Annotated in this window: 26 protein-coding genes and 1 pseudogene; 18 read left to right on the top strand and 9 right to left on the bottom strand. The window is 67.0% G+C overall.

What is annotated here, in order from left to right; all coding sequences use genetic code 11:
- On the bottom strand, window positions 1-293 hold a 293-nt coding region (locus BM031_RS02960), incomplete at its 3' end, for a zinc ribbon domain-containing protein (RefSeq protein WP_229408500.1).
- 31 nt (window positions 294-324) lie between these two features.
- A pseudogene (locus BM031_RS25830) lies at window positions 325-375 on the bottom strand (hypothetical protein); the annotation flags it as partial.
- 270 nt (window positions 376-645) lie between these two features.
- Between BM031_RS25830 and BM031_RS02950 the strand changes: the two are divergent.
- Window positions 646-2844, top strand: coding sequence for an NADP-dependent malic enzyme (locus tag BM031_RS02950; protein ID WP_091870871.1), 2199 nt, complete (start codon window positions 646-648; stop codon window positions 2842-2844).
- A 40-nt stretch (window positions 2845-2884) separates the two neighbouring features.
- Here the strand turns inward: BM031_RS02950 and BM031_RS02945 are convergent, their stop codons facing one another.
- The 3 genes from BM031_RS02945 to BM031_RS02935 all read right to left on the bottom strand — a co-directional run bounded on the left by BM031_RS02945 (window position 2885) and on the right by BM031_RS02935 (window position 6580).
- On the bottom strand, window positions 2885-4255 hold the full coding sequence (locus tag BM031_RS02945) for a serine hydrolase domain-containing protein (protein ID WP_091870867.1): 1371 nt from the start codon (window positions 4253-4255) through the stop codon (window positions 2885-2887).
- Between the two features lie 167 nt (window positions 4256-4422).
- Window positions 4423-5193, bottom strand: coding sequence for a slipin family protein (locus tag BM031_RS02940; RefSeq protein ID WP_091870864.1), 771 nt, complete (start codon window positions 5191-5193; stop codon window positions 4423-4425).
- A 10-nt stretch (window positions 5194-5203) separates the two neighbouring features.
- Window positions 5204-6580 (bottom strand): NfeD family protein, encoded by a 1377-nt coding sequence (locus BM031_RS02935; RefSeq protein WP_091870860.1) that lies wholly within the window; start codon window positions 6578-6580, stop codon window positions 5204-5206.
- Between the two features lie 212 nt (window positions 6581-6792).
- Between BM031_RS02935 and BM031_RS02930 the strand changes: the two genes are divergently transcribed.
- The 3 genes from BM031_RS02930 to BM031_RS02920 are packed head-to-tail and all read left to right on the top strand — an operon-like array spanning window position 6793 to window position 10540.
- Entirely contained in the window at window positions 6793-8028 is a 1236-nt protein-coding gene (locus tag BM031_RS02930; RefSeq protein ID WP_091870858.1) for a benzoate/H(+) symporter BenE family transporter, read from the top strand.
- Between the two features lie 35 nt (window positions 8029-8063).
- Window positions 8064-9419, top strand: a complete 1356-nt coding sequence (locus BM031_RS02925) for an MFS transporter (protein WP_091870856.1) — start codon at window positions 8064-8066, stop codon at window positions 9417-9419.
- Window positions 9420-9439: 20 nt separating this feature from the next.
- Window positions 9440-10540: a porin gene (locus BM031_RS02920; RefSeq protein ID WP_091870853.1), complete on the top strand. Its 1101-nt coding sequence runs from the start codon at window positions 9440-9442 to the stop codon at window positions 10538-10540.
- Between the two features lie 16 nt (window positions 10541-10556).
- On the opposite strand, the gene BM031_RS02915 is transcribed toward BM031_RS02920, so the two are convergent.
- On the bottom strand, window positions 10557-11471 hold the full coding sequence (locus BM031_RS02915; protein WP_091871237.1) for a LysR family transcriptional regulator: 915 nt from the start codon (window positions 11469-11471) through the stop codon (window positions 10557-10559).
- 101 nt (window positions 11472-11572) lie between these two features.
- Between BM031_RS02915 and BM031_RS02910 the strand changes: the two genes are divergently transcribed.
- The 12 genes from BM031_RS02910 (at window position 11573) to gudD (ending at window position 22063) form a co-directional block, all read left to right on the top strand.
- Entirely contained in the window at window positions 11573-12688 is a 1116-nt protein-coding gene (locus BM031_RS02910; protein WP_091870851.1) for a muconate/chloromuconate family cycloisomerase, read from the top strand.
- Between the two features lie 12 nt (window positions 12689-12700).
- On the top strand, window positions 12701-12991 hold the full coding sequence (catC, locus tag BM031_RS02905; protein WP_091870848.1) for a muconolactone Delta-isomerase: 291 nt from the start codon (window positions 12701-12703) through the stop codon (window positions 12989-12991).
- 37 nt (window positions 12992-13028) lie between these two features.
- Window positions 13029-13949 carry a catechol 1,2-dioxygenase gene (catA, locus tag BM031_RS02900; RefSeq protein ID WP_091870845.1) on the top strand — a complete coding sequence of 307 codons (921 nt, stop codon included), beginning with the start codon at window positions 13029-13031 and terminating at the stop codon, window positions 13947-13949.
- A gap of 11 nt (window positions 13950-13960) precedes the next feature.
- Window positions 13961-15331 (top strand): benzoate 1,2-dioxygenase large subunit, encoded by a 1371-nt coding sequence (benA, locus tag BM031_RS02895; protein WP_091870842.1) that lies wholly within the window; start codon window positions 13961-13963, stop codon window positions 15329-15331.
- On the top strand, window positions 15328-15819 hold the full coding sequence (gene benB / locus BM031_RS02890) for a benzoate 1,2-dioxygenase small subunit (protein WP_091870840.1): 492 nt from the start codon (window positions 15328-15330) through the stop codon (window positions 15817-15819). The genes benA and benB overlap by 4 nt, the downstream gene beginning before the upstream one ends.
- Before the next feature lie 13 nt (window positions 15820-15832).
- Entirely contained in the window at window positions 15833-16858 is a 1026-nt protein-coding gene (gene benC / locus BM031_RS02885; RefSeq protein WP_091870837.1) for a benzoate 1,2-dioxygenase electron transfer component BenC, read from the top strand.
- Window positions 16855-17640, top strand: a complete 786-nt coding sequence (locus BM031_RS02880) for a 1,6-dihydroxycyclohexa-2,4-diene-1-carboxylate dehydrogenase (protein ID WP_091870834.1) — start codon at window positions 16855-16857, stop codon at window positions 17638-17640. Before benC ends, BM031_RS02880 begins: the two co-directional genes overlap by 4 nt.
- 10 nt (window positions 17641-17650) lie before the next feature.
- A complete protein-coding gene (pcaD, locus tag BM031_RS02875; RefSeq protein WP_091870831.1) occupies window positions 17651-18433 on the top strand; it encodes a 3-oxoadipate enol-lactonase in 783 nt (260 codons plus the stop codon).
- Between the two features lie 33 nt (window positions 18434-18466).
- Window positions 18467-19177, top strand: a complete 711-nt coding sequence (locus BM031_RS02870; RefSeq protein WP_091870829.1) for a YjjG family noncanonical pyrimidine nucleotidase — start codon at window positions 18467-18469, stop codon at window positions 19175-19177.
- A 14-nt stretch (window positions 19178-19191) separates the two neighbouring features.
- Complete coding sequence (locus BM031_RS02865; RefSeq protein ID WP_091870826.1) at window positions 19192-19614, top strand: DoxX family protein; 423 nt, start codon at window positions 19192-19194, stop codon at window positions 19612-19614.
- A 246-nt stretch (window positions 19615-19860) separates the two neighbouring features.
- The gene (locus tag BM031_RS02860; RefSeq protein WP_091870824.1) at window positions 19861-20571 is read left to right on the top strand and encodes a GntR family transcriptional regulator; all 711 of its coding nucleotides are present in this window, start codon (window positions 19861-19863) and stop codon (window positions 20569-20571) included.
- A 151-nt stretch (window positions 20572-20722) separates the two neighbouring features.
- Entirely contained in the window at window positions 20723-22063 is a 1341-nt protein-coding gene (gene gudD / locus BM031_RS02855; protein ID WP_091870821.1) for a glucarate dehydratase, read from the top strand.
- Between the two features lie 17 nt (window positions 22064-22080).
- Here the strand turns inward: gudD and BM031_RS02850 are convergent, their stop codons facing one another.
- The 3 genes from BM031_RS02850 to BM031_RS02840 all read right to left on the bottom strand — a co-directional run bounded on the left by BM031_RS02850 (window position 22081) and on the right by BM031_RS02840 (window position 23442).
- The gene (locus BM031_RS02850) at window positions 22081-22503 is read right to left on the bottom strand and encodes a response regulator (RefSeq protein ID WP_091870819.1); all 423 of its coding nucleotides are present in this window, start codon (window positions 22501-22503) and stop codon (window positions 22081-22083) included.
- The gene (locus BM031_RS02845; RefSeq protein WP_091870816.1) at window positions 22496-22999 is read right to left on the bottom strand and encodes a GAF domain-containing protein; all 504 of its coding nucleotides are present in this window, start codon (window positions 22997-22999) and stop codon (window positions 22496-22498) included. The genes BM031_RS02850 and BM031_RS02845 overlap by 8 nt, the downstream gene beginning before the upstream one ends.
- 80 nt (window positions 23000-23079) lie before the next feature.
- The gene (locus tag BM031_RS02840; protein ID WP_091871233.1) at window positions 23080-23442 is read right to left on the bottom strand and encodes a translation initiation factor Sui1; all 363 of its coding nucleotides are present in this window, start codon (window positions 23440-23442) and stop codon (window positions 23080-23082) included.
- Window positions 23443-23577: 135 nt separating this feature from the next.
- Here BM031_RS02840 and lldD point away from each other — a divergent pair, with 135 nt between their 5' ends.
- Both lldD and BM031_RS02830 read left to right on the top strand, forming a co-directional pair.
- A complete protein-coding gene (gene lldD / locus BM031_RS02835) occupies window positions 23578-24711 on the top strand; it encodes an FMN-dependent L-lactate dehydrogenase LldD (protein ID WP_091870813.1) in 1134 nt (377 codons plus the stop codon).
- Between the two features lie 169 nt (window positions 24712-24880).
- Window positions 24881-26332 carry a glycoside hydrolase family 30 protein gene (locus BM031_RS02830; RefSeq protein ID WP_218147554.1) on the top strand — a complete coding sequence of 484 codons (1452 nt, stop codon included), beginning with the start codon at window positions 24881-24883 and terminating at the stop codon, window positions 26330-26332.
- Window positions 26333-26353: the final 21 nt, after the last annotated feature.

Genomic DNA, 26353 nt, shown 5'->3' with positions numbered 1-26353 from the left:
TCGCGGTCATGCAAGGTGCTGCAGCCGGGGCAGCTCCACTGGCGCATGCCCAGCACCATCGTGTCGAGCTTGTAGCCGCAGCACGAGCATAGCCTGCTGCTCGGGCACCAGCGGTCCGCCACCACGACACGTCCGCCGCGCAAAGCCGTCTTGTCGTCCAGCTGGCGCCGCAGTTCATGGGACCCCATGTCGGCGATGGCCCGCGCCAGCTTCCGGTTGCCCAGCATCCCTTTTACGTTCAAGTCCTCGATGCCGATCGTGTGGAAGCGCCGTGTGATGCCAGTTGTAGGCAAAGCGAGCCGTGCCTGCCGCCTTGGCGAAACAGGTGGCTTGCACATTGTTGGGTGCGAGCCGGATTTTGTGGGCTGGGAGCATGGCGTTTCCTGCACGACCAGGCATACGCCGGTTATGATAAGTCGCGGCTCCGTTACACTTCCCCCACCTGGCTCGATGATCATGCCCTGGACCTCCCTACCCTGAGACAGGAAAAAACCGCAGGCGTTCTCCGCCGGCGAGCCGTTCGGGCCGTATTCGAGGCATTCTTGTTGAGGCTCGACCCGGGAGCAGGAAACTTGCTCATTTTAGGCAGAAATGAGCAAAATTTGGTAAGTTCTATGAGAACTGTAACAACCCACCGACGACGACATGAGCACAGAATCCAGCAACAGCGAAAAAGACACCCAACTGCGCGCCGATGCGCTCGAGTACCACCGCAGCCCCACCCGCGGCAAGATCGAAGTGGTCGCCACCAAGCCGCTGTCGAACCAGCGCGACCTGTCGCTGGCCTACTCGCCGGGCGTGGCCTATGCCTGCGAGGAAATCGCCGCCGACCCGAACATGGCGGCCGAATACACTTCACGCGCCAACCTGGTGGCCGTGATCACCAACGGCACCGCCGTGCTCGGCCTGGGCAACATCGGCCCGCTGGCCTCCAAGCCCGTCATGGAAGGCAAGGGCTGCCTGTTCAAGAAATTCGCCGGGGTCGACGTATTCGACCTGGAGCTGGACGAGCTGGACCCGGACAAGCTGGTCGACGCCATCGCGATGCTCGAGCCCACCGTGGGCGGCATCAACCTGGAAGACATCAAGGCGCCGGAGTGCTTCTACATCGAGAAGAAGCTGCGCGAGCGCATGAACATCCCGGTCTTCCACGATGACCAGCACGGCACCGCGATCATCTCCACCGCCGCGCTGCTCAATGCGCTGAAAGTGGTGGGCAAGGACATCGGCAGCATCAAGCTGGCCGCCTCCGGCGCCGGCGCCGCGGCGATCGCCTGCCTCGACATGATGGTGCTGCTGGGCGTGAAGCGCGAAAACATCTTCGTCACCGACTCCAAGGGCGTGATCTGGGCCGGCCGCGAGGCCAATATGGAAGCCAACAAGGCGCGCTACGCCCAGGACACGGCGGCGCGCACCCTGGCCGACATCATGATTGACGCCGACGTCTTCCTCGGCTGCTCCACCGCCGGCGTGCTGACCGGCGACATGGTCAAGACCATGGCCAGCCAGCCGGTGATCCTGGCGCTGGCCAACCCGGAGCCGGAAATCCGCCCGGAAGTGGCCAAAGCCGCCCGGCCCGACTGCATCGTCGCCACCGGCCGCTCGGACTACCCGAACCAGGTCAACAACGTCCTGTGCTTCCCCTACATCTTCCGCGGCGCCCTCGATTGCGGCGCCACCCGCATTACCGACGAGATGAAGCTGGCCTGCGTGACCGCGATCGCCGAACTGGCCGAAGCCGAAGCGAGCGACGTCGTGGCCTCGGCCTACGAAGGCCAGGACCTTACCTTCGGCCCCGAGTACATCATCCCGAAACCGTTCGACCCGCGCCTGCTGGCCGCCATCGCGCCGCGCGTGGCCGAAGCGGCCGCCGCATCGGGCGTGGCCGCCCGTCCGATCGAAGACATGGCCGCCTACCGCGACAAGCTGGCGCAAATGATCTACCACACTGGCTTCTTCATGAAACCGGTGTTCACCAAGGCCAAGGCCACACTGCGCAAGGTCGCCTATGCGGAAGGGCAGGATGTGCGCGTGCTGCGCGCGGTGCAGACCGTGGTCGACGAAGGCATCGCCCACCCGGTTTTGGTCGGCGACAAGGGCGGCGTCGAGCGCGCCATCCAGGCAGCCGGATTGCGCCTGCAGGCGGGCAGCGACTACACGCTGGTCGAGGCCAGCGGCGACGCCACACTGCAGGGCGCGCGCCTGCTCAAGTCAGGCGAGGTCGACGCCCTCATCTGCGGCATGGCGGGGACCTACGACAGCCACCTGGAACACGTGAAAAACGAAATCGGCATGGCGCCCGGGGCCCCGGTGCTGGCCGCGATGAATGCGCTGGTGCTCGATCGCCTGACCCTGTTCATCACCGACACCTACGTCAACGAGCAGCCGAGCGCGCAGGAACTGGCGGGCATCGCGCGCCTGGCCGCATCGGCCGTGCGCCAGTTCGGCCTGGAGCCCAAGGTGGCACTGCTCTCGCACTCCTCGCAGGGCTCGTCCGAACGCCCGTCGGCGCGGCGCGTACGTGAAGCGCGCGCTCTGCTCAAGGAGAGCGCGCCGGAGCTGGCGGTGATCGGCGAAGTGCATGGCGACGCCGCGCTGTCGGAAGAAATCCGCGACATCTACCGCATCCCGGACAGCTTCGCCGGCAGCGCCAACCTCTTGGTGATGCCGTCGCTGGACGCCGCCAACATCCTGTTCAACGTGCTCAAGGTGGCGGCGGGCAAGGGCGTCACGGTGGGCCCGATCCTGCTGGGCACGGCCAAGCCGGTGCACATCCTGAGCCCGAGCGCGACGGTGCGGCGGATCGTCAACATGACGGCGCTGGCCGCGGCCAACGTGCAGTAAGGAAGGGGCGGGCGCCCATGCGTGGCCGGCCGCCCGCTGCTTACTCGGGCGAGAAATTGAAGCTCTTGAACTTGCCCGACTTGTCGAGCACCGCCGACACCAGCAGCGTTTCGTTTGCGTAGCTGAAGCGGTAGCGCAGGCTGCGGCCCGTGTCCGCGTCCTTGCTCGAGAGCAGGTCGACCGCGCGCAGCGACCCGGCTTCCGTGAGGAGCTCGCTGACCCGCTTGAGCATGGCCGGCTGGAATCGTTTGGCCAGTTCCTCGTCCATGTTGCCAGGCTGCTGTCCGGCGGCAAAGCTGGCCATGGCCGCGCGCGCCTGCGCTGTCACGGCCGGGTCCTGGTCGGCGATCGGCTTGGCGGGCGCATCGAACAGGGCCGGCACGTAGTGGGCCGCGATCATGTCGGCGAACTTGTTCGGGCGTGCCGAATCCGCATTGGCCAGCACCACCACGGTCAGCTTGTCGTCGACATAGCGGCACAGCTGGGCGCGGAAGCCCTGCCAGGAACCGCCGTGCATGATGTGGCGGCGTCCCTTTACCGTGTTGACGAACCAGCCCAGGCCGTAGGGCGCGGCGCTGCCGTCGTTCAGCCTGGCCGGCGTGAAGGCGGCGGCTCGCAGGTCCGCGTCCAGCACCTTGTCGCCATACAGGGCCTGGTCCCAGGCCGCCAGGTCGCGCGCCGTCAGGTACAGGCTGCCGTCGGCCGTGGTGTTCAGGCGCGGCGCGACCCAGTCCTGGTTCTTCAGCGCGCCCCCTTTCCAGGTATAGCCGGCGGCGCGGTGCGGGACGATGTCGGCCTCGCTGATCACGCGCGTACCCATGCCGAGCGGGGCGAAGATGCGCTCGCGCAGTTGTTCGCCGTAGAACTTGCCGCCGGCCCGGTTGGCGATGAAGCCCAGCAGGTGGTAGCCCATATTACTGTAGGCCCATTTTTCTCCCGGGGCGAAGCGCACCGGCACCGTCGCCTCAAGCGCGATCAGCTCTTCGTCGCTGTAATCCTTGCGAAAGTCGATGATCTCGTACGGGTCGCCCAGGCCCGAGGTGTGGCTGAGCAGGTGGCGGATCGTGATCTTTTCCCAGGCCGCCGGGGCGCCGGGCAGGTGGCGCGCCACCGGGTCGTCCAGGCGCAGCTTGCCATCCTTTTCCAGCAGCATGATGAGGGCCGCGGTAAAGGTCTTGCCGACCGAGCCGGACTGGAACACAGTCTGCGGCGTGACCTTCACACCGTGCTCGATATTGGCCAGGCCATAGCCTTTCTCCCTGAGCACCTTGCCATCCTTGATGACCAGCACGCTCAGGCCGGGCACATGGCGCAGCCTCATTTCCTTGAGCAGGGCATCGTCGAGGCTGTCGGCGCGCACGGCGCCGGCAAGGAGGAGGGCGGACAGCAGGGCAAGGCGGGCAAGGCGCATCGTGACTTCGGGGTAGTGTGAGCCTTGGATGATAGCCGTCGCTGCGCGGCAAAAGGGTGGTGCGGGGCATTTCATGCCGCACGCATGGTTCAGGCGCGATGCATGCTCGTAGGGCGGTCGGCAGAGCCGACCACCCTACCGTGCAGGCAACAGCACCGCCAGAAAACCTAGCCGGCGTCCTTGCGGCCTTGTCCCATGACGCCCGCCAGCACGTCGAGCGGCAGCGGGAACACGATGGTCGAGGATTTGTCGCCGGCGATCGCGCCCAGCGTCTGCATATAGCGCAGCTGCATCGCGCCCGGTTGCTGGGCCAGCACGAAGGCGGCCTGCTGCAGCTTTTCCGAGGCCTGCAGCTCGCCTTCGGCATGGATGACCTTGGCCCGCCGTTCCCGCTCGGCTTCGGCCTGGCGCGCGATGGCGCGGATCATCGATTCGTCCAGGTCGACGTGCTTGATCTCGACATTGGCCACCTTGATGCCCCAGGCATCGGTCTGGGCGTCGAGCACTTGCTGGATGTCCAGGTTCAGGCGCTCGCGCTCGGCCAGCATTTCGTCGAGCTCGTGCTTGCCCAGCACGGCGCGCAGGGTGGTCTGGGCCAACTGGCTGGTCGCTTCCATGAAGTTCGCCACCTGGATGATGGCGCGTTCCGGATCGACCACCCGGAAATACAGGACCGCGTTGACCTTGACCGACACGTTGTCGCGCGAGATCACGTCCTGGGTCGGCACGTCGAGCACGATGGTGCGCAGGTCGACCCGCACCATTTGCTGCACCACCGGGATGATGATTACCAGGCCCGGCCCCTTCACGCCCCAGAAGCGGCCAAGCTGGAACACGACGCCGCGCTCGTATTCGCGCAGCACCCGGATCGCCGTGGCCAGCAGGGCCAGCAGCAGGAACAAGAGGCCGCCAAGGCCGATACCGATACCGGAAAACATGGTTTTTCTCCTAGGCTGGGTCGACGGGAACCACTTCGACGGTCAGGCCGGTGCGGCCAACCACCCGCACGGTCTGGGATGGCCGCAGTGGGGTGCTGCAGACGGCCCGCCACAGCTCGCCTTCGAGCTGGACCCAGCCTTCGTGCGGACGGCGTTCGCCCACGCTGGACACGGTGCACAGCGCGCCGATGAGGCCATCGGCGCCGCTGCGTACCGGGCGCCGGCGGGTCTTGAGGGCCAGGCGCACGGTGCCGAACAGCAGCAGCGCGCTGGCGACGCCAAGCGTGCCGACCAGGCCCGGGGGAATCCCGTAGCCGGGTAATTCGGTGTCGACCAGCATCAGCGCGCCGGCCACGAAGGCGGCGATGCCGCCCAGCCCCAGGATGCCGAAACTGGGCAGGAAGGCTTCACCGGCCATGAAGGCCAGCCCCAGCACGATCAGGGCCAGGCCGGCGTAGTTCACCGGCAGCATCTGCAGCGCGTACAGGCCCAGCAGCAGGCAGATGGCCCCGATCACGCCCGGCGCCACCGCGCCCGGGTTCATGAACTCGAACACCAGGCCGTAGAAGCCGATGGTCATGAGCAGCAGGGCGACGCCGGGGCTGGTGATGGCGGCCAGCGCACTGGTGCGCCAGTCGGGGAGATACTCGACGAGCGCTGCGCCCCGGGTGGCAAGGCGATGCACCTTGCCGCCCGCCACGACGCGGCGCCCATCGAGTTGCGCCAGCAACGCCGGCAGGTCGGCGGCCAGGTGGTCGACGACGTTCAGCCGCAGCGCGTCCTCGGCGCTCAGGCTGCTGGCATCGCGCACGGCGCGCTCGGCCCAGTCGGCATTCCGGCCGCGCAGCTGGGCCAGGCTGCGCAGGTAGGCGGCCGCGTCGTTGACCTGCTTGGCCGTCATCGCCGGCGGCTTGTCCTGGCCGGCGCCGGCGGCGTCCTTTGGCGCCGGGCCCGGCTCGGGCTGGCGCGGCGCCAGGCCGATCTCGACCGGGGTGGCCGCGCCCACGTTGGTGCCCGGCGCCATCGCCGCGATGTGGCTCGCAACCAGGATATAAGTGCCGGCGCTGGCGGCGCGCGCGCCGCTCGGCGCCACCCAGGTGGCAACCGGCACCGGCGAAGCGAGGATGGCCTTGATCACCGTGCGCATCGACGTATCGAGCCCGCCGGGCGTATCCATCCGCAGGACCAGCAGTTGCTGGCCGCGCTCGTGGGCGTGGGCCAGGCTGCGCACGACGTGGTCGGCGGTGGCCGGCCCGATGGCGCCGTCCAGCGTCAACAGGCCGACCGGCGCGGCGCCGGCGGCCGGGCCGGGATGGGCCAGGGCCAGCACCAGCAAGAAGCTGGCGCAGGCCCAGGCGCGGTGGCGGAACAATCGGCGGAAGTTCATGACGGCCCCCGCAAGGTGGTGAGTCCAGTATGGTCCTGCCGGCGCCAGCTTGCAAGCGTTCGCGCGGCCGTGAAAACACGGGCGGCGCCATACCCTGGAGGTATTAACAAGATACCAAATCAGTGTTGGACCGGCCCAGCCGGTTTATCTACCCTGCAGTCAAAGGAGGCGCCACCCGGCGACCATCCGCACTGATCACAAGTGGAGACAGCATGCAGGGTCAAGGCCAGGACGGGTTTGGCGGGACGGGCGCCGCCCGCGCCGCGCGGCAGCACAGTTCGGTCGTGCCGGCGGTCGTGGCAGGCTTCGTCGCCGTGCTGGTGTCCTATTCCGGTCCCCTCGCCATCTTCTACCAGGCCGCCCAGGCCGCGCAGGTGTCGAACGCCATGTTCGCGTCCTGGGTCTGGGGCATCTCGATCGGGGCCGGCGTGGCCGGCATTGCGCTGAGCTGGTGGCTCAAGACGCCCGTCATCACCGCCTGGTCGGCGCCGGGCACGGCCCTCCTCATCACCCTGTTTCCCGCCTTGTCGCTCAACGAAGCGGTGGGCGCCTACCTGACGGCCGCTCTCATCCTGCTGGTGATCGGCATGTCGGGCTGGGTCGAGCGCGTGGCGGCCTGGGTGCCGCCCGGCGTGGCCAGCGGCATGATGGCCGGGATCCTGCTGCCCTTCGGGATGGGCGCCTTCACCGGCCTGAAGACCATGCCGCTGCTGGTGATGTGCATGATCTGCGCCTACCTCCTGTTCAGGAAGACTTCCCCGCGCTACTGCGTGGCGCTGCTGCTGGCCACGGGAGTCGCCGTGGCCTGGATGAGCGGCACGACCCATCTCGGTGCGCTCCAGCTGGAGCTGGCGGTGCCCCAGTGGATCGAGCCCGCCTGGTCCTGGTCGAGCACCTTCAGCCTGGCCTTGCCGCTGGTGCTGGTCACGCTCACCGGCCAATACCTGCCGGGCATGACGGTGCTGAAAACCTCGGGCTACGACACCCCGGTGCGGCCGGTGATCGCGGCCAGCAGCATCGCCTCGCTGGCGGTGGCCTTCAGCGGCGGGATCACCATTGCCATTGCGGCCATCACGGCCGCCATGTGCACCGGGCGCGACGCCCACGAAGACCCGCGCCGCCGCTATATCGCCGGCATCGCCAACGGCGGCTTCTACCTGCTCGCCGGCCTGTTCGGCGGCTCGGTGGTGATGCTGTTCGCCGCGCTGCCCAAGGAACTGATCGCCACGCTGGCGGGGCTGGCGCTGCTCGGGCCCATCCTCGCCACCTTGAACGGCGTGGTGGCCGCGCACGACCACCGCGAGGCCGCGCTGGTGGCCTTCGTCGCCACCGCGTCCGGCACCAGCTTCCTGGGCCTGGGCGCGGCCTTCTGGGGAATCGTCATTGGCATGATCGCGTGCCGGGTGCTGCATGGACCCGGCGCGGGCAGGGCAAGCAAGACCGTTTGATCGATAAAAAATCCAACCAACAAGGAGACAGCAGCATGCGACACATCGACGTACACAAGCTCGCCGACGGGGCCAGCTTCAATCGCTTCCACCTGGGCGTCCTGGCCTGGTGCGCCATCATCATCATTTGCGACGGCTACGACCTGGCGGTGGCCGGCATCGCGCTGCCCTCGATCATGAAAGAGATGGGCGTCACCGCCCAGGATGCGGGCTTCATGGTCAGCTCCGCACTGTTCGGCATGATGTTCGGCGCGATCTTCCTGGGCACCATCGCCGATAAAATCGGGCGCCGGCTGGCCATCGTCATCTGCCTGGCCCTGTTCAGCGTGTTCACGGCGGCGGCGGGCTTGGCCACCGACCCGTACACCTTCAGCATCATGCGCTTCCTGGCCGGCCTGGGGATCGGCGGCGTGATGCCCAACGTGGTCGCGCAAATGACCGAATACTCGCCCAAGCGCATCCGTTCGACCATGGTCACCCTGATGTTCAGCGGCTATGCGGTGGGCGGCATGCTGGCCGCGCTGCTGGGCAAGGGCCTGCTCGAGGCGCATGGCTGGCAGTCGGTCTTCCTCGCAGCCGGCGTGCCGGTGGTGCTGATTCCTTTCATCCTGAACAGCATGCCGGAGTCGATGCCCTTCCTGATCAAGCAGGGCCGCCAGGCGCAATTGCAGGACATCCTGGTGCGCATGGAACCCAGCTACCGTGTGCAGCAGGGCGACAGTTACCAGCTGCCGGCGGTCGACCGCGCAGGCGGCGCGCCGATCGGCAAGCTGTTCCAGGATGGGCGCGGCTTCTCCACCATCATGTTCTGGGTGGCCTTCTTCATGTGTCTGTTCATGGTGTACGCGCTCAGTTCCTGGCTCACCAAGCTGATGGCCGGCGCCGGCTACAGCCTGGGCTCGGCCTTGAGCTTCGTGCTGGTGCTGAACTTCGGCGCCGTCATCGGCGCGGTGGGCGGCGGCTGGCTGGCGGACCGCTTCCACATCAAGCATGTGCTGGTGGGGATGTACGCGCTGGCGGCAGTGTCGATCACGCTGCTTGGCGTGAAGGTATCGACGCCGGTGCTGTTCCTGCTGGTGGGCCTGGCCGGCGCCTCGACCATCGGCACCCAGATCGTCACTTACGCCTACGCGGGGCAGTTCTACCCGATGGCGGTGCGTTCCACCGGCATCGGCTGGGCCTCGGGCGTCGGCCGCAGCGGGGCCATCCTGGCGCCGATCGTGATCGGCACCCTGGTCGGCATGGCGCTGCCGCTGCAGCAGAACTTCTTCGCCATCGCGATTCCCGCGGTGATCGCGGCGATTGCCGTGTCCCTCATCCGCCACGGCCGTTCGGCCTCTAGCGCGCCGGTCGTGCGCACCGGCCCGCTGGCCGATGCATCCAAGGCATGACCCACAACATGGAGACAAGTATGAAAGCAGCAAACAAGGCGGCCATGCTGGCCGCGGCGCTGGCCGCCGGACTGTGGAGCGCCGCCGCCGGTGCGCAAACCCAGGTGACGGTGTACGGCATCGTGGATGCGGCCGTGGCCCGCACCGATAACGTGGACGCGGCCGGGAACTCCGTCACCAAGGTCTCGTCGCTGTCGGGCAGCCTGCCGTCGCGCATCGGCTTTCGCGGCAGCGAAGACCTGGGCGGCGGAACCTCCGTCATCTTCGCGCTGGAGAGCGGCTTCAATCCCGATACGGGCGTGTCGGGGCAAGGCGGGCGCCTGTTCGGGCGCCAGGCCTGGGTGGGCCTGAAGGGAAAATGGGGCACGCTGCAGGTGGGACGCATCCTGAACATGACCTTCCTGGCCACGGCGAAAAGCGATGTGCTGGGGCCGAACCTGTTTTCGATCAACAGCATCGATTTGTACCTGCCGAATGCGCGCAGCGACAACGCGGTCGGCTACCTCGGTTCTTTCAGCGGCGTGACCGTGGGCGCCACCTACAGCCTGGGGCGCGATGCGTCGGCGGCGGGCGGCCCGTCGGCGACCAATTGCGGCGGCGAGGTGGCGGGCAATGCCAGGGCCTGCCGCCAGGTGACGGCCTTGCTGGGCTACGACACGGCGGCGTATGGGATCAATGCCACCTACGACAAGCTGCATGGGAACACCGGCGCGGCGGGTGGCTTGAGCAGCAGCGACAGGTTTGACCGGCGGATCACGGTGAACGGGTATGTCATGCTGGGCGCGACCAAGCTGGGAGCGGGCGTCATCGACCGCACGCTTGATGCGGCGACGGGCGTGGTCGACTCCGACCTCTACTACCTGGGCCTCAGCCACCCGCTGGCGGCGGGGCTCACCCTGGATGCGCAGGTGGCGCGAAAGGATGTCAAGCATTCCCGCGACGACACCAAGATGTTCGTGGCGCGCCTGACCTATGCGTTCTCGAAGCGCAGCGCGGTGTACGGGGCGGTGGGGCGCATGGATAACCATGGCGCCGCGGCGGTGGCGCTCGATGCCGGCGGCACCGTGGGCGCGGGCAGGGCGCAGAACGGAATAATGGCGGGGCTGCGCCACATGTTCTGACGCTGCCCGCGCCGGTTCACAAGCTCTGTTTCGTGTGCGGCAGGGCGTAGTCGTCGTAGATGTCGTAGATCACGGCCAGCATCTGCTCCAGCTCCGGCGTGCGGTCCATGTGGCGCACGCTGAAGAAGATCGGCGAGAACGCGTGCTTGTCCTCGATCTGGCGATACACCACGTTCCGGTGATGCATGCCCTGCACGCTGGCCGGCACGATCGACAGGCCCTGTTCGGCCGCCACCAGGCCCATCGCGATCTGCAGTTCGCGCACTTCCACCACGTGGTCCGGGGTCAGGTTGGCTTCGCTGAACAGGGCCAGCACCTGGTCGGCGAAGCTCGGGCGCGGCGTGCTCGGGTAGACCAGCAGGGTTTCCTGCACCAGGTCGACCAGGCGCAGCGGCGCTTCACCGGCCGCCAGCCGGTGGCCGGGATAGAGCGCGACGATCATGCGCTCTTCGCGCAGCAGGATGCGGCGAATGCTCGGGTCTTCGCTTTTCAGGCGGCCAAAGCCGACGTCGATCCGCCCTTCCTTCAAGGCCTTCATCTGCTCGATGGTGGTCATCTCGTGCAGCACCACCTCGACTTGCGGGTGCCGTTCGCGGTAGCGCCGGATGATGTCCGGCAGCAGGCCATACAGCGTGGAGGCGACGAAACCGGCGTTGATGGTGCGCTCGAGTTTGCCTACGCGCTGGGTCATGGTTTTCAGGTCGCGCACCTGGTCCAGCAGCGGCTTGGCGTGCGCCAGGAAGAACTGGCCGGCCTCGGTCAGGCGCAGCGGGCGCGAGCCTTTTTCGATCAGTACCACACCCAGGAATTCTTCCAGCTGCTGGATCTGGCGGCTCAGCGGGGGCTGCGCGATATGCAGCCGCTCGGCCGCCCGCGTGAAGTTCCGCTCTTCCGCCACGGCGACGAAATAGCGCAGGTGACGCAACTCCAACATCATACCTCCCAGGTATTGAGGTGATACCAACTTGGTGTTGGACGATGGCTTTTAACGGGATTATTGTGTTTCTACCGACCCGATTATACGCAAAGAATATGATAACGAACATCGAGACCACGCTGGTCGAAGTACCGACCATCCGCCCGCACAAGCTGTCGGTGGCCACCATGAACACCCAGAAGCTGGTGCTGGTCAGGGTGAGTTGCGACGACGGCATCCAGGGCTGGGGCGAGGCCACCACCATCGGCGGCCTGGCCTACGGCGAAGAAAGCCCGGAGAGCATCAAGGCCAATATCGACACCCACATCGCCCCGCTGCTGGTCGGCATGGAAGCGTCGCAGGTGGCCAGGGCGATGGCGAAGATCCGCAAGACCATCCAGGGCAACCGCTTCGCCAAGTGCGCGATCGAAACGGCGCTGCTCGACGCCCAGGCACGCCGCCTGCGGGTGCCGCTGTCGGAACTGCTGGGCGGCAGGGTGCGCGACGCGCTGCCGGTGGCCTGGACCCTGGCCAGCGGCGACACCAGCCGCGACATCGCGGAAGCGGAGCAGATGCTGGAGGCGCGCCGCCACAACATCTTCAAGCTCAAGATCGGCCTGCGCGGCGTCGACGAGGACGTGGCCCACGTGCTGGCCATCAAGCGCGCCCTGGGCGAGCGCGCCAGCGTGCGGGTCGACGTCAACCAGGCCTGGAGCGAGCTCGATGCGGTGCGCGGCATCGCGGCGCTGCAGGATGGCGGCATCGACCTGGTCGAGCAACCGGTGAAAGCCGTCAACGTGGCTGCGCTGCGCCGCCTGAAAGACCGTTTCGACGTGGCGATCATGGCCGACGAAGCCCTGCACGGCCCGGACGACGCGATGGCGATTGCCCGCCTTGACGCCGCCGACGTCTACGCGGTGAAGATCACCCAGTCCGGCGGATTGACTCCAGCGCTGGAAGTGGCGACGGTGGCGCGCCTGAACGGCATCGGCCTGTACGGCGGCACCATGCTGGAGGGCGGCATCGGCACCGCGGCCACCGCCCACGTCTGCGCCACCTTCGCCGAACTGGCCTGGGGCACGGAATTGTTCGGGCCCTTGCTGCTCACCGAGGAAGTGCTGCTTGAGCCCCTGGTTTACAAGGACTTCATGCTGCAGGTGCCGACCGGTTACGGCCTGGGCGTCGAAGTCGACCTGGACAAGCTGCGTTTCCTGCAGCGCCGATCACATTAACAGGAGCTACCCATGCTGTTCCATGTCCGCATGAACGTCAACCTGCCGGCCGCGATGCCGGCCGAGGAGGCGACCCGCCTCAAGCTTGATGAAAAGGCGCTGGCCCACCGGCTGCAGGAAGAAGGCAAGTGGCGCCACCTGTGGCGCATCGCCGGGCAGTACGCCAACGTCAGCGTCTTCGATGTCGACAGCGTCGACGAGCTGCATGCACTGCTGACCTCACTGCCGCTATTGCCCTACATGCAGGTCGAGGTCATGCCGCTGTGCCGGCACCCGTCGTCGATCCGCCTTGATGACCGCTGATTTTCCACCCATCCAATCCCACTAGAGGAGACAAGCCATGAACCACACCGATATCGATACCCTGGTCAAGAACTGGGTCGTTGACGCCGCCGACAAGCCGGCCAACCCGCGCGTGCAACAAGTGGTGGTGCGCCTGCTTGGCGACCTGTGCAAGGCCATCGACGACCTGGACGTGACGCCGACCGAATTCTGGAGCGGCGTGGCCTACATGTCCGCCGCCGGCGCCGCCAACGAACTCGGCCTGCTGGCCGCTGGCCTCGGCCTGGAGCGCTTCCTCGACATCCGCGCCGACGAAGCCGAAGCGAAGGCCGGCCTGCAGGGCGGCACGCCGCGCACCATCGAAGGCCCGCTGTACGTGGCCGGCGCCCCGAGCAGCACCGGTTTTGCCCGCCTCGACGACGGCAGCGAGAGCGAGCAGGCCGAAGTGCTGTTCATGCAGGGCACCGTGTACGACGGCGCCGGCCAGCCGCTGCCCAACGCCAGCGTCGAAGTCTGGCACGCCAACCTGCTCGGCAACTACTCCTTCTTCGACCGCTCGCAAAGCGACTTCAACCTGCGCCGCACCATCGTCACCGACGACCATGGCCGCTACGCCTTGCGCAGCATCCTGCCCCGGGGCTACGGCTGCCCGCCGAACGGCACCACCCAGCAGCTGCTCGACCAGCTGGGCCGCCACGGCCAGCGCCCGGCCCACATCCACTTCTTCGTCTCCGCCCCCGGCCACCGCAAGCTGACCACGCAAATCAATATCGACGGCGACGAATACCTGTGGGACGACTTCGCGTTTGCCAGCCGCGAAGGCCTGGTGCCGCCAGTGACCCGCATCAGCGACCCGGCCCAGCTGGACGCGAAACGCGTCGATGTACCGTTCGCCTCGATCGACTTCGATTTCCGCCTGTACCGCGATACGGAAAGCGCACCGAGCCCGCTGGTCGACCGTCCGCGCGCCGCCGCCTGAAGGAGAGAGCGATGATCCCGATCCGTCCCGTCAGCGCTTTCCAGCCCAAGAACCTCGACGACTTCCTGGTCGAAGACGAGGCCACCGGCGACTACCGCCTGCACCGCAGCGCCTTCACCGACGAAGGCCTGTTCGAAGTCGAGATGAAGCATATCTTCGAGGGCAACTGGGTCTACCTGGCCCAAGAAAGCCAGGTCGAGAACGTCAACGACTACTACACGACCCACATCGGACGGCAGCCGGTATTCATCGCGCGCAACCGCCAGGGCGAGCTGAACGCCTTCATCAACGCCTGCAGCCACCGCGGCGCCCAGCTGTGCCGCCACAAGCGCGGCAACAAGGCGACCTATACCTGCCCGTTCCACGGCTGGACCTTCAATAACAGCGGCAAGCTGCTCAAAGTGAAGGATCCGGAGGACGCGGGCTACCCGGAGTGCTTCAACAAGGAAGGCTCGCACGACCTGAAGAAGGTGGCGCGCTTCGGCAACTACAAGGGCTTCCTGTTCGGCAGCATCAACCCGGACGTGCCGCCGCTCGAAGTGTTCCTGGGCGAAGCGACGAAGATCATCGATATGATCGTCGACCAGTCGCCGCAGGGCCTGGAAGTGCTGCGCGGCTCCTCGACCTATACGTTCGATGGCAACTGGAAGCTGCAGGCCGAGAACGGCGCCGACGGCTACCACGTGAGCGCCGTGCACTGGAACTACGCCGCCACCACCAACCGCCGCAAGGAAGAGCAGGCTGCGCGCGAAGACAAGATCCGCGCCATGGACGCCGGCAAGTGGGGCCGCCAGGGCGGGGGCTTCTACGGCTTCGACCACGGCCACATGCTGTTGTGGACCAAGTGGGCGAATCCGGAAGACCGCCCGAACTTTCCGCGCCATGCCGAATACGCGGAGCAGTACGGCAAGCCGATGGCCGACTGGATGGTGGAGCGCTCGCGCAACCTGTGCCTGTACCCGAACGTCTACCTGATGGACCAGTTCGGCTCGCAAATCCGCCTGCTGCGCCCCCTGTCGGTGGACAAGACCGAAGTGACGATTTATTGCATCGCGCCGAAGGGCGAGCCGGATGAAGCGCGCGCGCGCCGCATCCGCCAGTACGAGGACTTCTTCAACGTCAGCGGCATGGCCACGCCCGACGACCTGGAAGAATTCCGCGCCTGCCAGGAAGGCTATGCGGGCGGCGCCATGCAGTGGAACGACATGTGCCGCGGCGCCACCCACTGGGTAAAAGGCGCCGACGATGCAGCCAATGAAATCGGCCTGAAACCGGTGATGAGCGGCCTGCGCACGGAAGATGAAGGCCTGTACACGGTGCAGCATCGCTACTGGCTCGATGTCATGAAGAAGGCGCTGGCAGCGGAAGGCGGTGCGAAATGAGCGCGCCGACCATCGAGGCGCTGTGCGCCTTCCTGTACCGCGAAGCACGCCTGCTCGACGACGAGCGGTGGGATGAGTGGCTTGAGTGCTACGACGCGGATGCGCAGTTCTGGATGCCGGCCTGGGACGACGACGGCAAGCTGGTGACCGACCCGCAGCGCGAGATCTCGCTGATCTACTACCCTACCCGCCAGGGCCTGGAAGACCGCATCTTCCGCATCAAGACCGAGCGCTCCAGCGCGACCATGCCGGACACCCGCACCGCCCACAACATCGCCAACGTGGAAGTGGAAAAGATGGATGGCGGGCGGGTCACGCTGCGCTTCAACTGGCACACGCTGAGCCACCGCTACAAGACGACCTACAGCCACTTCGGCATGTCGCGTTACGTCATCGATTGCGCGCAGCCGGCCTGGAAAATCGTCGACAAGTACGTGGTGCTGAAGAACGACTACATCAGCCAGGTCATCGACATCTATCATATCTAAGGCAGGAGACAAGATGAGCCATACCATCGCACTGCAGTTCGAGGACGGGGTCACCCGTTTCATCAGCTGCAACCCCAACGAAAAACTGGCCGACGCAGCCTACCGCCAGAAAGTGAACATTCCCCTCGACTGCCGCGATGGCGCCTGCGGCACCTGCCGCGGGCTGTGCGAGTCCGGCCAGTACGATATGCCGCCGGAGAGCTATATCGAAGACGCGCTGGAACCGCAGGATGCCGCGGCGGGTTACGTGCTGGCCTGCCAGATGCGCCCGACCTCGGACTGCGTGGTGCGCATTCCCGCCAGTTCCGCCGCCTGCAAGACGGGCGTGCACAGCTTCCCGGGCAAGATCGCTTCCGTGGAGGCGCTGTCCGCATCGACCATCGCGTTCTCGGTGGCGCTCGATGCGCCCGATGCGCTGGACTTCCTGCCGGGGCAATATGTGAACGTGACCGTGCCGGGCAGCAGCGAGACGCGCTCGTACTCGTTCAGCTCTGCGCCCGGTGCCGCCTTGGCCAGCTTTGTGGTGCGCAACGTGCCCGATGGCCTGATGAGCGGCTACCTGGCCGGGCAGGCGAAGCAGGGCGATGCGATCGGCTTCGCCGGTCCCTTCGGCAGCTTCTACCTGCGGCCCCTGCAGCGGCCCTTGCTGCTGCTGGCCGGCGGCACCGGCATCGCGCCCTTCCTGTCGATGCTGGACGTCCTGGACCGCAAGGGCTTCAGCCAGCCGGTGAAGATGGTGGTGGCGGTCACCAACGACCACGACCTGGTCGGCATCGACCAGCTCGGCGCGATCGCCGCGCGCCATCCGCAGTTCGAATTCGTGACCTGCGTGGCGGCCGAGGCGAGCTCGCATCCTCGCAAGGGTTACGCCACGGCCCACGTGGAGCCGGCCTGGATGAACGGCGGCGACGTCGATGTCTACCTGTGCGGCCCGGTGCCGATGGTGGAGGCGGTGCGCGGGTGGCTGGACAGCACCGGCCTGAACCCGGCCAACTTCTACTTCGAGAAATTCTCGGCCAGCAGCGCGGGGGCCGCATGATCCACCCGCATCGATTCAAGGACCAGGTGATGGTCGTGACCGGCGCGGCCCAGGGCATCGGGCGCGGCGTGGCGCTGGCGGCGGCAGGCGAGGGCGCCCAGCTGGTGCTGGCCGACCGCTCCGCGCTGGTCAACGAGGTCGCGCAGGAAGCGGCCGCGTTGGGCGCGCAGGTGGTGGTGGCCGAAGTGGACCTCGAGACCTTCGCCGGCGCGCGCAGCATGGTGGCCCAGGCGCTGGAGTGTTACGGGCGCATCGACATCCTGGTGAATAACGTGGGCGGCACTATCTGGGCCAAGCCTTTCCAGGAGTATGACGAGGAGCAGATCGAGGCCGAGATCAGGCGTTCGCTGTTCCCCACGCTGTGGGCCTGCCGCGCCGTGCTGCCGGCCATGATCGAGCAGCGCGCGGGCGCCATCGTCAACGTGTCCTCGATCGCCACGCGCGGCATCTACCGCATTCCCTATTCGGCGGCCAAGGGCGGCGTCAATGCGCTCACGGCCAGCCTGGCCCTCGAGCATGCGCAGCACGGCATTCGCGTCAATGCGGTCGCCACCGGCGGCACCGAGGCGCCGCCGCGCAAGGTGCCGCGCAATCCGCAGGCGCTGAGCGAGCAGGAGCAGCTCTGGTATGCCGGGATCGTCGAGCAGACCAGGTCGAGCAGCCTGATGAAACGCTACGGGACCATCGACGAGCAGGTGGGCGCGATCCTGTTCCTGGCGTCGAGCGAAGCCTCTTACATCACCGGGACCGTGCTGCCTGTGGGCGGCGGGGACCAGGGTTAAGGACACCAGCATGCCATTCGCGGACATCGACGACGTACAACTCTACTTCCAGGCCGAAGGCAGCCGCGCCAAGCCGGCGCTGGTGCTGTCGAACTCCCTCGGCACCGACCTGTCCATGTGGGACCGGCAGGCGGCGGCGCTGGCGGCGCACTTTTTTGTGGTGCGCTACGACACGCGCGGGCATGGCCGTTCCAGCCTCGGCACGGCGCCGGTCACGCTCGATCGCCTCGGCCACGACGTGGTGGGCCTGCTCGACCACCTGGACCTGGCGCGCGCCCACTTCTGCGGCATCTCGATGGGCGGCCTGACCGGCCAGTGGCTGGGCATCCATGCCGCCGGCCGGATCGCCAGGCTGGCGCTGGCCAATACGGCGGCCCGCATCGGCACTGCCGAAGGATGGCTGGCGCGCGCCGCCCTGGTGCGCGAGCAGGGGATGGGCGGCGTGGCCGACGGCTCGGCCGCACGCTGGTTCACCCCAGGCTTCTTGGCGCGCGAGCCGGCCGAAGTCGACCGCCTGGTCCGGCGCCTGCGCGAACAGCCTCCGGCAGGCTATGCCGCCTGCTGCGAGGCGCTGGCGCATGCCGACCTGCGGGACGATGTGTCCACCATATCGGTTCCGCTGCTCCTCATCGCGGGCCGGCACGACCCGGTGACGACCGTGGCCGACGCGCAGTGGCTGGCCGTGCAGGTGAAGGACGCCCGGATGGAGGAGCTGGACGCGTCGCACCTGTCGAATATCGAACGCGGCGAAGACTTCACCGCCCGCCTGCGGAGCTTCTTCACTGCGTGCTAAGATCAAGGGCTGCAATGACGATGGGCGGCAGCCATGAAGCACAGACTATTCCTCTTCGACCTCGACGACACGCTCCTTGATTTCAGGGCCTCCGAGAAGCTGTCTTTCGTGCGCACGATGCGCGCACTCGGCTTCGACCAGTCCCTGGATAGCCTGTTCCTGGACTACCAGGCGATCAACCTGGCGCTCTGGAAGCGTTTCGAGCTGGGGACCGTGTCGAAAGATGTGCTGAAGGTGGAGCGCTTCCGCACGACCTTCGAGCGATATGGTTTGGCGCTCGATCCGCAGGCGGCCAGCGCGTGCTACCTCGAATCCCTGTCCGAGACGGTGGTGCTGGTCGACGGCGCGCAGCAGCTGTGCGCCACGCTCGCCGCCATCGGCGAGGTGGGTGTGATCACGAATGGCGTGCACCACATCCAGCACCGGCGCATCGCCGCCTCGGGCTTGGGCCAGCACATTTCCTTCATCGCCACCTCCGAAGCCTGCGGCCACGCCAAGCCGGACAGCCGCTTCTTCGAGTTCGCGGTGCAGATGGCGCGCAGCTTCTTAAAAGCCGATACCGTCATCGTCGGCGACCGGCTCGACGCCGACATCCTCGGCGCCAACCGCTTCGGGATCGACAGCTGCTGGTTCAACCCGGGCCGCCTAGGCAACGAGACCGAGGCGCGTCCTACCTGCGAAGTGCCCAGCTTGTACGAAGTCGTGCCTGCACTGCGTGGAATGCTATCCTTGGCTACCAACTAGACACGGAGGCCAGGATGCAGACCACACAAGTACGTTCCAACGGCGACGACATGGGTAAGCTGATTCTTCGCGTAGTCCTCGCTGTGCTGCTGCTGTTCCACGGCCTGTCCAAGCTGGGCAGCGGGATCGGCTTCATCGAGGGCATGCTGCAACAGGCCGGGCTGCCCGCGGTCTTCGGCTACCTGGTCTATGTCGGCGAGATCCTGGCGCCGCTGCTGATCCTGTTGGGCGCGCTCACCCGCGCGGCCGCCCTGTTGGTAGCCATCAACATGGTGGTGGCGCTGCTGCTGGCGCATAGCGCCGAGTTCTTCACGCTGTCCGGCACCGGCGGCTGGGCGCTCGAACTGCAGGGCATGTACCTGGGAACCGCGGTCGCACTGGTCTTCCTGGGCGCCGGCCGCTACAGCGTGGGTGGGGCGGGCGGGCGCTACAACTGAGGCGCGCGCTTCGGGGGCGCGCCGACAGGGCGGAACTGCGCCCTTGAATGACCGCATTCCCAACGCCATGACAAACAAGTAGCAGCCCCCGGCGAACAACACCGCGGGCGCACCGGCAGGCCGGCCCGAGAATCCCTTCATCGACGGCGCGTTCGACTGCGTCGTGAACGGGCGCGGTAATGGCCCCGTTCATGGCGAAGCACAGATATACTAGTACATTGGCATATCAGTGTTAGGCTTGCGTCAATGGAAACCATCGCTTTCAGCGGCCCCTTCATCCTCGACCGCTCGCGCCATGCCGCGGTCCAGGTGTACGAGTACCTGCGCGAAGAAATCGTCAATCTCGTCCTGAAGCCGGGCGCCGTCCTGTCGCGCAGCGAGCTGGCCGCGCACTTCAGGCTCTCGGTCACCCCGATCCGCGATGCCCTCACCCGGCTGGAAGAAGAGGGCCTGGTCGACATCTACCCGCAGCATGCGACGCGGGTGCGCGGCATCAGCATCGATTCGGCGCGCCAGACCCATTTCCTGCGGCTGTCGGTCGAACTCGAGATCGTCCGTACCCTGGCCGCGAGCCACGACGCCGCGCTCGATGCGGCGCTGGCCAGCCTGGTGCAGCAGCAGAAGGCGGCGCTCAAGGCCCGCGACATGGGCGCCTTCAGCCGCGCCGACCACGCCTTCCACCGCCAGCTCTACAGCGCGGCCGAGGTCGAGGACCTGTGGCGGCTGATGCGCGGGCGCAGCGGCAACATGGACCGCCTGCGCCGCCTGCACCTCCCGCTCACCAACAAGGCGGCATCGATCCTGAAGGACCACGCCGATATCGCCGCCGCCATCGCCGCCTCGGATGCCCCCCGGGCGGAGGCGGCGCTGCGGCGCCACCTGTCGGGCACCATGTCCGAACTCGATGCGCTGCGCCGTCAGTTCCCGGACTACTGGATGCCCGGGCCGGAGGCCTGAGGGAGAGCAGCGGGCGCCTTTTTTTCAGCACGGAGGTATACTAATATATCAGTGCCGGTGTACAATCGAACCGAGCCTGACGCCGCCCCGGCCTGGAGGCCAGCCTTTCGCGCAGCAAGCAAGGTCCCCCTACAACTAGTTGGAGTCTTCCATGAATATGAACGTCAGCGGCGCTCCGGTCATCGCGACCATGCAGGTTGTCCCGGTCGCCGGCCAGGACAGCATGCTCATGAACCTGAGCGGCGCGCATGGCCCCTGGTTCACCCGCAACATCGTGGTGCTCAAGGACTCCGCCGGGAATACCGGCCTGGGCGAAGTGCCCGGCGGCGAGGCGATCCGCCAGACCCTCGAAGACGCGCGACCTCTCATCCTCGGCAAATCGCTGGGCGACTACAACGCCGTGCTCAATGCGATGCGCACCACCTTCGCCGGTCGCGACGCGGGCGGGCGCGGGCTGCAGACCTTCGACCTGCGCACGACCATCCACTGCGTCACGGCGGTGGAATCGGCTTTCCTCGACCTGCTTGGCCAGTTCATGAACGTGCCCGTCGCCGCGCTGCTGGGCGAGGGCCAGCAGCGCGCCGCGGTGCCGATGCTGGGCTACCTGTTCTACATCGGCGACCGTGGCCGCACCAGTCTTGCCTATCGCAGCGAGCAGGAATCGGAGGACGACTGGTTTCGCCTGCGTAACGAAGAAGCGATGACCCCGGAGGCCGTGGTGCGGCTGGCCGAGGCGGCGCAGGCGCGCTACGGCTTCCAGGACTTCAAGCTCAAGGGGGGCGTGCTGGCCGGCGACGCGGAGATGGAAGCGGCAGTGGCGCTGCACGAGCGCTTCCCGGCGGCGCGCGTGACGCTCGACCCGAATGGCGCCTGGTCGCTGCAGGAAGCGATCCGCCTGTGCCGCGACAAGCTTGAGGTGCTGGCCTACGCCGAAGACCCCTGCGGCGCCGAAAACGGTTTCTCGGGCCGTGAAGTGATGGCCGAATTCCGCCGCGCCACCGGCCTGCTGACCGCCACCAACATGGTCGCCACCGACTGGCGCCAGATGGCCCATTCGATCCAGCTGCAATCGGTGGACATCCCGCTGGCCGACCCCCATTTCTGGACCATGCAGGGTTCGGTGCGCGTGGCCCAGCTGTGCGAGATGTTCGGCCTGACCTGGGGCTCGCATTCGAACAACCACTTCGATATCTCGCTGGCGATGTTTACCCACGTCGGTGCGGCGGCGCCGGGCAAGGTGACGGCGATCGACACCCACTGGATCTGGCAGGACGGCCAGCGCCTGACCAGGGAGCCGCTGCGCATCGAGGGCGGCGAGGTCAGGGTGCCGGCCAGGCCGGGACTGGGGATCGAGCTGGATCCCGATGCGCTGGCGGCAGCGCACCAGGCCTACCGCAACATGGGGCTGGGGGCGCGCGACGACGCGGTGGCGATGCAGTTCCTGGTGCCGGGCTGGAAGTTCGATAACAAGCGGCCCTGCATGGTGCGCTGAAGCGCGGCCCGGTCCTGCTAGCGGGCGGTGGCCACCCCCGCCAGCTCGCGCATGCTGTCGATCGTATCGATCACGTCGCGCACGCGGAAAGGCTTGATCAGGATGCGGCTGACGCCACAGGAACGCAGCACCCCGAGCAGTTCGGCATTGCAGGACTCGACCAGCACCGCGATCGGGATCGCTGCCGCGCTGGCGCTTTGCCCCATGCGGATCTGCTGGATCAGGGTCAGCCCCCGCGATTCATTGACCGGCTGTGGCCACTCGACCGCGACGACCACCCCATCGAAGCCGCGCCGCTCGCACACCTGCTGGGCAGTCTGGTAGGTGGCCGCTTCGGTGATTTCGGCCGTGCCGAGGCCGCGCACCGTCAGCGAGACGGTGCGCCGCAGCAGGTTGCTCGGCTCGACCAGCAGGACCTTGAAGGACTCGGCACTATGCATCGGTCGCAAGCTCCGGCGACGTCAGCTCGATTACTGCCAGGTCGCGCAGGCTTTTCAGGATCGCCTGTTCGACCGCATCGAGCGTGCGCGGCCTGGTATCGATCAGGCACAGCGTGCCGATCACCAGGCCATCCCGGCAGGTCAAGGGGGCGCCCGCATAGAAACGGACGTGCGGCGGGTTGCCGACCAGCGGATTGTCATGGAAGCGTGGATCGAGCAGGGCATCCGGCACCATCAACAGCCCGTCGCTCGATAGCGCGTGCGCGCAGAACGACACGTCGCGCGGCGTTTCGCATGCGCTGATCCCCACGCGCGCCTTGAACCACTGCCGGTTCGAGTCGACCAGGCTGATCAGGCAGATCGGGACATCGAACTCGCTCGCCGCGAACTCGACGATCTTGTCGAGCCGCTCTTCGGGCGGCGTATCGAGCAGGAGCAGCTCATGCAGCAGGGCCAGGCGTTCCTGCTCGTTGGCAGGGATGGGAGGCGTGATCATGGGGTGAGTAGGGCGCGCGTAAGGTGGCGTAACAATAGCGCATTTCCGGTGGCGACACCAACGCTGGCCGCCCGAAGCGCCTAGCCCCCGGCGCGCCTGGCGTCGTGGCCGCGTTCCCTGAGCAGCTTCACGACCAGCTCGCAGTGGTCGCCCTGCACCTCGATGACGCCATCCTTGACCGTGCCGCCGCAGCCGCAGGCCGTACGCAACTGCTTGCCCAGCACCGCCAGCGCCATCGCATCGAGCGCCACCCCGGTCACCAGCGTCACCGCCTTCCCGCCCCGCCCCTTGGTCTGGCGCGCCACCCGCACCACGCCATTGCCCACCGGCGCCGCCCTGGCCTGGGCCTTGCACACACATTGCGCGGCACTGTTCCGGCACTCCGGACACATCCGCCCACCCTCGGTGGAATACACGAGGCCGCTACTCGAACTGCTCTTCATCATTGCCATTGATCGCTGACGGGGTAATCCTCCAGTGTACCAACTTCGGGGTCAACCTGACCCCGAAGCGAGCAAGGTGGACGCCCGCGCCCGCCGCATCGTAGACTGCGGATTCGATCCGCCCCTGACTCCACCATGATCATTTCGTCCGCCACCGATTTTCGCGAAGCCGCGCGCCGCAAGCTGCCGCCCTTCCTGTTCCACTACCTCGATGGCGGCGCCGGCGCCGAGCAGACCCTGCGCGCCAATGTCGACGACCTGCAGGCGGTGAAGCTGCGCCAGCGCGTGCTGCGCGGCTCCGAGCAACTGGACCTGGGCGTGCAGTGGTTTGGCGAGGACTACGCGCTGCCGATCGCGCTGGCGCCGGTGGGCCTGGCCGGCATGTACGCGCGGCGCGGCGAAGTGCAGGCGGTGCGCGCGGCCTGCCGCCATCATATTCCCTTCATCCAGTCGACCGTGTCGGTGTGCCCGCTGGCCGAGGTGGCGGCCCAGGCCTCCAAGCCGATCTGGTTCCAGCTGTACGTGCTCAAGGACCGCGACTTCATGCGCGACGTGATGCGGCGCGCCTGGGAGCTGGGCGCGACCACGCTGGTGTTCACGGTGGACATGCCGGTGCCGGGCAACCGCTACCGCGATGCGCACAGCGGCATGAGCGGCGCCAACGGGCCGATGCGGCGGGTGCTGCAGGCAATGCTGCATCCGCGCTGGGCCTGGGACGTGGGCGTGTTCGGCCGCCCGCACGACCTGGGCAACATCTCGGCCTTTCGCGGCAACGCCACCGGGCTGGCCGACTACATCGGCTGGCTGGGCGCGAACTTCGACCCGGGCATCGCCTGGCAGGACCTGCAGTGGATCCGCGACGAGTGGAAGGGCAGGCTGGTCATCAAGGGCATCCTCGATCCGGATGATGCGCGCGATGCGCTGGCCTTCGGCGCCGACGGCATCGTGGTGTCGAACCACGGCGGGCGCCAGCTCGACGGGGCCTTGTCCAGCGCGGCGGTGCTGCCTTCGATCGCCGAGGCGGTGAAGGGCAAGCTGACCATCTTCGCCGACGGCGGCGTGCGTACCGGGACCGACGTGTTCCGCATGCTGGCGCTGGGCGCCGATGGTGTCCTGATCGGCCGCGCCTTCGTGTATGCGCTGGCGACCCAGGGGCAGGCCGGCGTCGAACGCCTGCTCGCCATCATGGAAAAGGACATCCGCACGAACATGGTGCTCACGGGCGTGAAGTCGCTGCGGGAGGTAGGGCCGCAGCTGCTGGCGCGCTGAGCCGCAAGCTTTGACAGCGCTGGATTCGCGGTGATATATTGGCCAGCCTAAATTGGCAACGTTTCCAATTGCACTGGAAGAAGTTTCTGGTCAGGCCTCCGGGCCGGCCTGGGTGCCGGACGGTCGAGCCCGTGTCCAAATGTCAGACCTGACCCCGAAGGAAAAAAACGTGAAGACCAGACGACAGACCATCCAGTTGCTGTGCGCGGCCAGCCTTGCCCCGGCCCTGATGGGGCAGGCCGCCCATGCCGCGCAGGACAGCTGGCAGGTGGTGACCACCGCCAAGGACAGCGGCACCCGTTTCGCCACCCAGGCCTTGCCGGTCCCGCAACCCTCAGGCCAGCCGCCCGAGACCGAGACCGCCGTCTTCGTCGACAGCGGCAAGCGCTTCCAGGAAGTGTTCGGCTTCGGCGGCGCCATCACCGATGCGGTGGCCGAGGTGTACGCCAAACTGACGCCGGCGGCGCAGAAGGAATTCCACACCGCCTACTTCGACCCGCGCCAGGGCCTGGGCTACAACGTGGTCCGCACCACCATCCACAGCTCGGACTTCAGCAGCGGCAGCTATACCTATGTGCGCGACGGCGACCGCTCGCTGGCTTCCTTCAGCATCGAGCACGACATGCAGTACCGCGTGCCGCTGCTGCGCCAGGCGCTGGCGTCAAGCAAGGCGCACGGCAGCGCGCTGCGCATCATGGCCACGCCCTGGAGCGCACCAGGCTGGATGAAGTCCAACAACAGCATGCTGCGCGGCGGTACCCTGCTGCCGGGCGACCGCGACCTGTGGGCCCAATATATGGTGAAGTTCGTGCAGGCCTATGAAAAGGCCGGCATCCCGGTGTGGGGCCTGTCGGTGCAGAACGAGCCGATGGCCACGCAAAAGTGGGAATCGATGATCTTCACCGCCGAGGACGAAACCCGCTTCCTGGGCGACCACCTCGGGCCGGCTTTGAAAAAGGCGGGCCTGGGCGACAAGAAGATCGTCGTCTGGGACCACAACCGCGACCTGCTGCCGCAGCGCGCCGCCCACATCCTGTCGGACCCGAAGGCGCGGCCGTTTATCTGGGGCGTGGGCTTCCACTGGTATGAAACCTGGGCCAAGGGCGAGCCGATGCACGCCAACGTGGCGGCCGTGCACCAGGCCTACCCGGAGATCAAGCTCCTCATGACCGAGGCCACGGTCGAGAAATTCGACCCCGCCAAAATGCAGCTGTGGGCCAACGGCGAGCGTTACGGGTCCGAGATCCTGGCCGACCTGAACGCCGGGGCGTCGGGCTGGATCGACTGGAACATGCTGCTCGATACCCGCGGTGGCCCCAATCACGTGGGCAACTACTGCTTCGCGCCGCTGCACGCGAGCGACGACGGCCAGCTGATCTATACGCCGAGCTATGCCTACCTGGGCCACTTCACGCGCTACATCAAGCCGGGCGCGCGGCGGGTGAGCGCGTCGAGCAGCCGCAGCACGCTGGCCACCACCGCCTTCCGCAACAGCGACGGCAGCCTGGCGATCGTGGTGCTGAACAAGACCGACGCCGCGCAGAAGTACCGCCTGATCGTCGACCGCAAGGAAGTGGTGGTGGACATTCCGGCGCATGCGATCCAGACTGTGCTGCGTTAGCGTTAGCCTTAGATAAGGGAG

Origin of the sequence: Massilia yuzhufengensis (assembly GCF_900112225.1) — a bacterium.
GTDB lineage: Bacteria > Pseudomonadota > Gammaproteobacteria > Burkholderiales > Burkholderiaceae_D > Telluria > Telluria yuzhufengensis.
Note: the sequence above shows the minus strand (reverse complement) of the source record. Positions and strands in the feature narration are given on the sequence as shown.